Origin of the sequence: Bradyrhizobium sp., from assembly GCF_019242285.1 — a bacterium.
Classification (GTDB): Bacteria; Pseudomonadota; Alphaproteobacteria; order Rhizobiales; family Xanthobacteraceae; genus Bradyrhizobium.
Window position 1 is genome coordinate 1 of record NZ_JAFAVV010000472.1, and the last position, 4,940, is coordinate 4,940.

Genomic DNA, 4,940 nt, shown 5'->3' on the forward strand with positions numbered 1-4,940 from the left:
TCGATCATCACCTGCCGGCCCGGCATCTTGGGCGCGACGTGGCGCAGCAGATTGCGCCAGTCCGGCAAGCCCGAAAAGGCGATGGCGCGGACGATCACCCACTCGTCCTCCGCCGGCACCGGAAACAAACTGTCGAGGAGTTGCTCTGCCTTCGCGGGATTGGAGCCGATCGCACCGGCGACGAAGCCGAGATAGATGCCGGCATTCTCCGGCTCCCGGAACGTCTGCGAATGGAACAGCACGCGCACCGCCGCCGGCACATGCGCGTAGTCCGGCTTGGCGCGATAATTGTAGATCCACTGCTGGACCACGGCGAGCGATGCACGTGGATCGATTTCCGGCTGGACAGCGGCGAAGGCCGGCTGAATCAGAAGGAACAGGATAGCAGCGAAGGCCACTTTACGCATTGCAGGCTCCCGGCAGTCGCCCCACCGCGAAAGGATACAGCCCCTTCCAGCGGCATTGGCTAACGGGATTTTCGAGCGGCTATGAGAATTAAACGGGGAATGCGCGGCGCAACATCGCGTCAAAATTGCGGCGATGTTAACCTATGACCTGCAACAAACCTCGAGTGTGACATTTTTTCACCACTCGCCGACTCCTAGATTTGCGCTCCGCAGCAAACGGGATGGCGGAGCGTGACGACGAAGTGCCGGATGCCGGGACCGCGAACCCGGTCGAGAGTTGTGATGGCGCTGATTGCCGCCGCAACCGCAGGACTGTTGATCCCATCAGCGGCGGCCGAGACCCCCGCGCCTTCCTCCGCAAGCAACATCACGGTCGAAGGCAACCGCCGGGTCGACACCGAGACGGTGCGTTCCTTCTTCCATCTCTCGCCCGGCGGCCACTACGACGCTGCCGCACGCGACGCGGCGCTGAAGGCGCTGATCGCGACCGGCCTGTTCGACGACGTCCGGATCGATGGAACGGGCGATCATCTGACCGTGCGCCTGACCGAAGCGAAGGTGCTGGGTCGCGTGGCCTTCGAAGGCAACAAGAAGATCAAGGATGAAGAGCTGACCGCCGTCGTCCAGTCCAAGGCGCGCGGCGCGCTGCAGCGCGCCACCGTGCAGGGCGACGTGGGCCGCATCCTGGAAGCCTATCGGCACAAGGGCCGCGATGACGTCTCGGTGACACCCGAGATCATCGATCGCGGCAATGATCGCGCCGATCTCGTCTACACCATCACCGAAGGCAAGAAGACGACGGTGCGGCAGATCAGTTTCGCCGGCAACCACGTGTTCGCGGACCGCCAGCTCAAGGCCGTGATCAAGACCTCGGCGACCAACGTGCTGAGTTTCATCACCGGCGGCGATGTCTACGATCCCGACCGCATCGACGACGATCGCGAGCAGATCCGGCGATATTACCGCAACCGCGGCTATGCCGACGCCAATGTGCGTGAGGCTCGCGTCGAATACGATCCCTCGACCAAGGGATTTGCGCTGACGTTCACGATCGAGGAGGGCCGACTCTATCATTTTGGCGACGTCGGCATAGCCGGCAACCTGCCCGGGCTCGACACCGACCGGCTCCGGCGTCTGGTACTTGCTAAGAACGGCGAAACCTTCAACGGCAGCACGCTCGACAAGACCAACGACGCACTGGCGATCGAGATGGCCAAGCTCGGCTATCCCTTCGCGCACGCGACGCCTCGCATCAACCGCAATCCCGAAGCCGGGCGGATCGACGTCGTGTTCGACATCGAGGAGGGACAGCGCACCTATGTCGAGCGCATCGACATCCACGGCAACAGCAAGACCAAGGACTACGTGATTCGCCGTGAGTTCGACGTTGCCGAGGGCGACGCCTACAACAAGACGCTGATCGACCGCGCCGAACGGCGGTTGAAGGGCCTGAACTATTTCAAGACGGTCAAGATCACGACGAAACCGGGCTCCTCCTCCGATCGCGTCGTCCTGGACGTCGAGGCGGACGACCAGCAGACCGGCGACTTCAACATCTCCGGCGGCTATTCGACCACCGACGGTCTGCTTGCCGAGGTCAAGGTCGGCGACCGCAATTTCTACGGGACCGGCGATTCGGTTCAGGCCGCGGTCAGCTACGGCCAGTATGGACGCGGCGCGAATTTCAGCTTCACCGATCCGGCGCTGTTCGGCAGCCGCATGTCGGGGACCTTCGAGCCGTTCTTCAAGCAGAACGTGCCGAGCCCCTACCAGTCCTATGGCAGCGAAACCTATGGTGCAAACCTCGCGCTCGGCCTGCCCGTCACCGAAACGGCGGTCATGCAACTGCGCTATTCGCTCTATGACCAGAAGGTCACGATCGATCCGAACACCCTGCTGGCGCCGCCTTCGTTGCCGATCCAGCAGGCCGCCGCGGCCGGAACCCAGCTCGTCTCCGCCGTCGGCGACACCATCAGCTACAATACCCTCGACAACAACAAGACGCCGACCAGCGGCATCAACTCGCAGCTCCGGCAGGACCTCGCCGGCCTCGGCGGCGACGTCAAGTTCCTGCGGACCACCGAGGACGTTCGCTACTATCACGAGCTCGGCGGCGACCTCGTCGGCATGGTGCGCGCCCAGGGCGGCTACATCACCGGCCTCGGCGGCGCGCAGGTGCCGCTTCTGAACAATTTCTTCGGCGGCCCGAGCATGGTGCGCGGCTTCGCGCCGAGCGGCTTCGGTCCCCGCGACCTCACGCCCGGAACCACCATGGATAACGTCGGCGGCAGCATGTATTGGGCGACGACCGCGGAATTGCAGAGCCCAATCCCCGGCGTCCCGCAGGAATACGGCCTGAGGGCGTCGGCCTTCGTCGATGCCGGCAGCGTGTTCGGCTACAAGGGACCGACGACCTTCGGCACCCAGGTGGCGCAGATCGCCAACAAGAACGTGCTGCGCTCATCGACCGGCGTGGGCCTGACCTGGGCGTCGCCGTTCGGCGCGCTTACGGTGAACTATGCCGTGCCGCTGACGAAGGCGCCCTATGACGTGGTGCAGCCGCTCAACTTCAATGCCAGCCCGTTCTGAGCAGGGCCACGTTTCTTCCAAAGGCGCTCCGGCGTCTAAAGTCTAATCGGGCTTCTCATTGCACGGCGAAACGGCCAGACAAGCGGCGCGTTCTTCGTCGGACCGAGTCTTCCCTCACACGACCCAAGGGGGCAAGCATGTTCAACTGGCGGCGCGAATCGGCTCTCGATCTCTACAACCTCCTGCTCGCGGTGCTGCTCCTGGCATCGCCCTGGCTGTTTGCCCTGACCAACAGCGCGGGAAAGACGGATCTGCTCGCGAGCGGGATCGTGATTGCCGTGCTGTCGCTGGCTGCGATGGTGGCCTATGCGAACTGGGAGGAGTGGGTCAACGTCCTCGGCGGCATCTGGCTGATCGTCTCCCCCTGGATCCTCGGCTTCGCGCACACCCGCGCGATGCACTTTGCCGTCGGCATCGGCGCGGTGGTCGTGTTCATGGCCATGCTCGAACTGTGGCTGGTCTATGACGCCGCGCATTTCGCATCGCATCCGTCCGCGACCACGAAGGACGGCTAGCAACCGGCCTTGGGCGGGTCCCCTGCATGGCCGAACGGCCTTCGGCTATGCACACCCAACTCCTTCCGCTCCGTCGCAAAGCCGTAGATCAGCGCCAGCCGGTCGAGGCATTCGCGAAACCGCCGCGAAAAATAATCGGTCCAGCGCTGGGTCTTGAGGCCGCGCCGGTGACCGACCTGCTCCATGGTCATGCCCTTGATCAGGACGTCGTGCACCAGTGCCGATCCGTCGGCGCCAAGCTCGCGCTCGGCCCGGTTCAGCCGCAGCACGGCCTTGCGCTGGCCTTCCGTGACCGGCTCGCGCGTCTGCGCGCCGTCGACATAGGGACGGCTCGGATCGATCGCCTGCGGACCGCGCTCGGCGCGCTCCCAGTCGTTCTGAAAGGCGCGTCCGCCCTGATATTGCGCCTCGTCGATCTGCCGGTGCGAATGCAGCTTTCCGAGGGGATCGTTGCGGATCGAGCGCAGGGTGACGATCTTCTCGCCCGGATCGAGCGCCAGAGGATCGTCGACCTCGACCAATGCGACCTCCGCGTTGTGCGGTAGATCCGGCGAACGGCGGTCATGAACCCTCGACAGCCGGTGGGACTTGTTGCGTTTGGCCCGTGCCACGTTGCTTCCTTTCCCGATGAAGATGAGATTTCATGCGCCCGCCCGGTCAGGCTGCGGCGAGCAGCCGCAACACCAGCGGGATGATGTCGCGCTGCTCCAGCGTCTCCTCGCCCTGTGTCAGATGGAAGTGCGGCTCGCAGTAGCTCGAGCCCTCCATCCGGAGATGACCGCAGAAGACGATCGGCTCGCCGTCCCTGTCCCCGCCATAAGGGTAGCGGCAGTCACCGGGCTCGAGTTCGGTCAGCGACAGCAGCCGCGGCGCGATCCCGACACAGCGAAGCCTGGGCACCCTGCGACGGGGCATCGGCGCCAGGGCGCGGTGTCCGGCCGAATCACTTCGGGCTGCTTTCGAGGCTGCCGGCCTCGCCGGCCTGGCTTTGCTCGGCAGGCGTCTGAGCCTTTTCGGCGGCCTGGGGAAATCCTCGGCCTGCCTGGGCCTGCCCAGGCCAAGGCGGCGCCCACGGCCGATCACGGCATTACGGGTATAGAAGGTTCCAAACTTGGCATTGATGGCATTGGCGATTTCCGAATAGGACAGGCCCTGGGCCAGATGTTCGCGCAGCGCCGCGGAATGCTGCGGCGCCCAGTCATTCGATTGCATGACTTTTCCTCTACGCGCGAAGCGGGTGGGAGATGGAATCGCGCGGTATCGGGGTATTTTTCCGATATTCAGAATTGAAAAGTCAAGCTACATTCTGATAATCGGAATTACTATCTTTTGGAAAACCGAAAAAGTGGTGACCATGCTGGACGTTACGATGATTGAGCGGGGGTTGGAGAGGCCGGGCAAGACCAAGGGCGGTCTGGCCCGAGCGATG

At 63.9% G+C, this 4,940-nt stretch carries 4 protein-coding genes and 2 pseudogenes; 3 read left to right on the forward strand and 3 right to left on the reverse strand.

Annotated features, from left to right (window positions below):
* A pseudogene (locus tag JOY90_RS18610) lies at nucleotides 1-407 on the reverse strand (hypothetical protein); the annotation flags it as partial.
* 282 nt (nucleotides 408-689) lie between these two features.
* On the opposite strand from JOY90_RS18610, the gene bamA reads away from it, so the two are divergent.
* Nucleotides 690-2,996, forward strand: coding sequence for an outer membrane protein assembly factor BamA (gene bamA / locus JOY90_RS18615; protein ID WP_291692580.1), 2,307 nt, complete (start codon nucleotides 690-692; stop codon nucleotides 2,994-2,996).
* 137 nt (nucleotides 2,997-3,133) lie between these two features.
* Nucleotides 3,134-3,511 (forward strand): SPW repeat protein, encoded by a 378-nt coding sequence (locus JOY90_RS18620; RefSeq protein ID WP_291692581.1) that lies wholly within the window; start codon nucleotides 3,134-3,136, stop codon nucleotides 3,509-3,511.
* Here the strand turns inward: JOY90_RS18620 and JOY90_RS18625 are convergent.
* Together JOY90_RS18625 and JOY90_RS18630 are read right to left on the reverse strand one after the other, a co-directional pair.
* A complete protein-coding gene (locus JOY90_RS18625; RefSeq protein ID WP_291692582.1) occupies nucleotides 3,508-4,122 on the reverse strand; it encodes a DUF6456 domain-containing protein in 615 nt (204 codons plus the stop codon). The two genes, JOY90_RS18620 and JOY90_RS18625, sit on opposite strands and share 4 nt — an antisense overlap.
* Nucleotides 4,123-4,168: 46 nt before the next feature.
* Entirely contained in the window at nucleotides 4,169-4,723 is a 555-nt protein-coding gene (locus JOY90_RS18630) for a GcrA family cell cycle regulator (protein WP_291692583.1), read from the reverse strand.
* Here JOY90_RS18630 and JOY90_RS18635 point away from each other — a divergent pair.
* Nucleotides 4,722-4,940, forward strand: a pseudogene (locus tag JOY90_RS18635) (hypothetical protein); the annotation flags it as partial. The gene JOY90_RS18630 and the pseudogene JOY90_RS18635 overlap by 2 nt on opposite strands.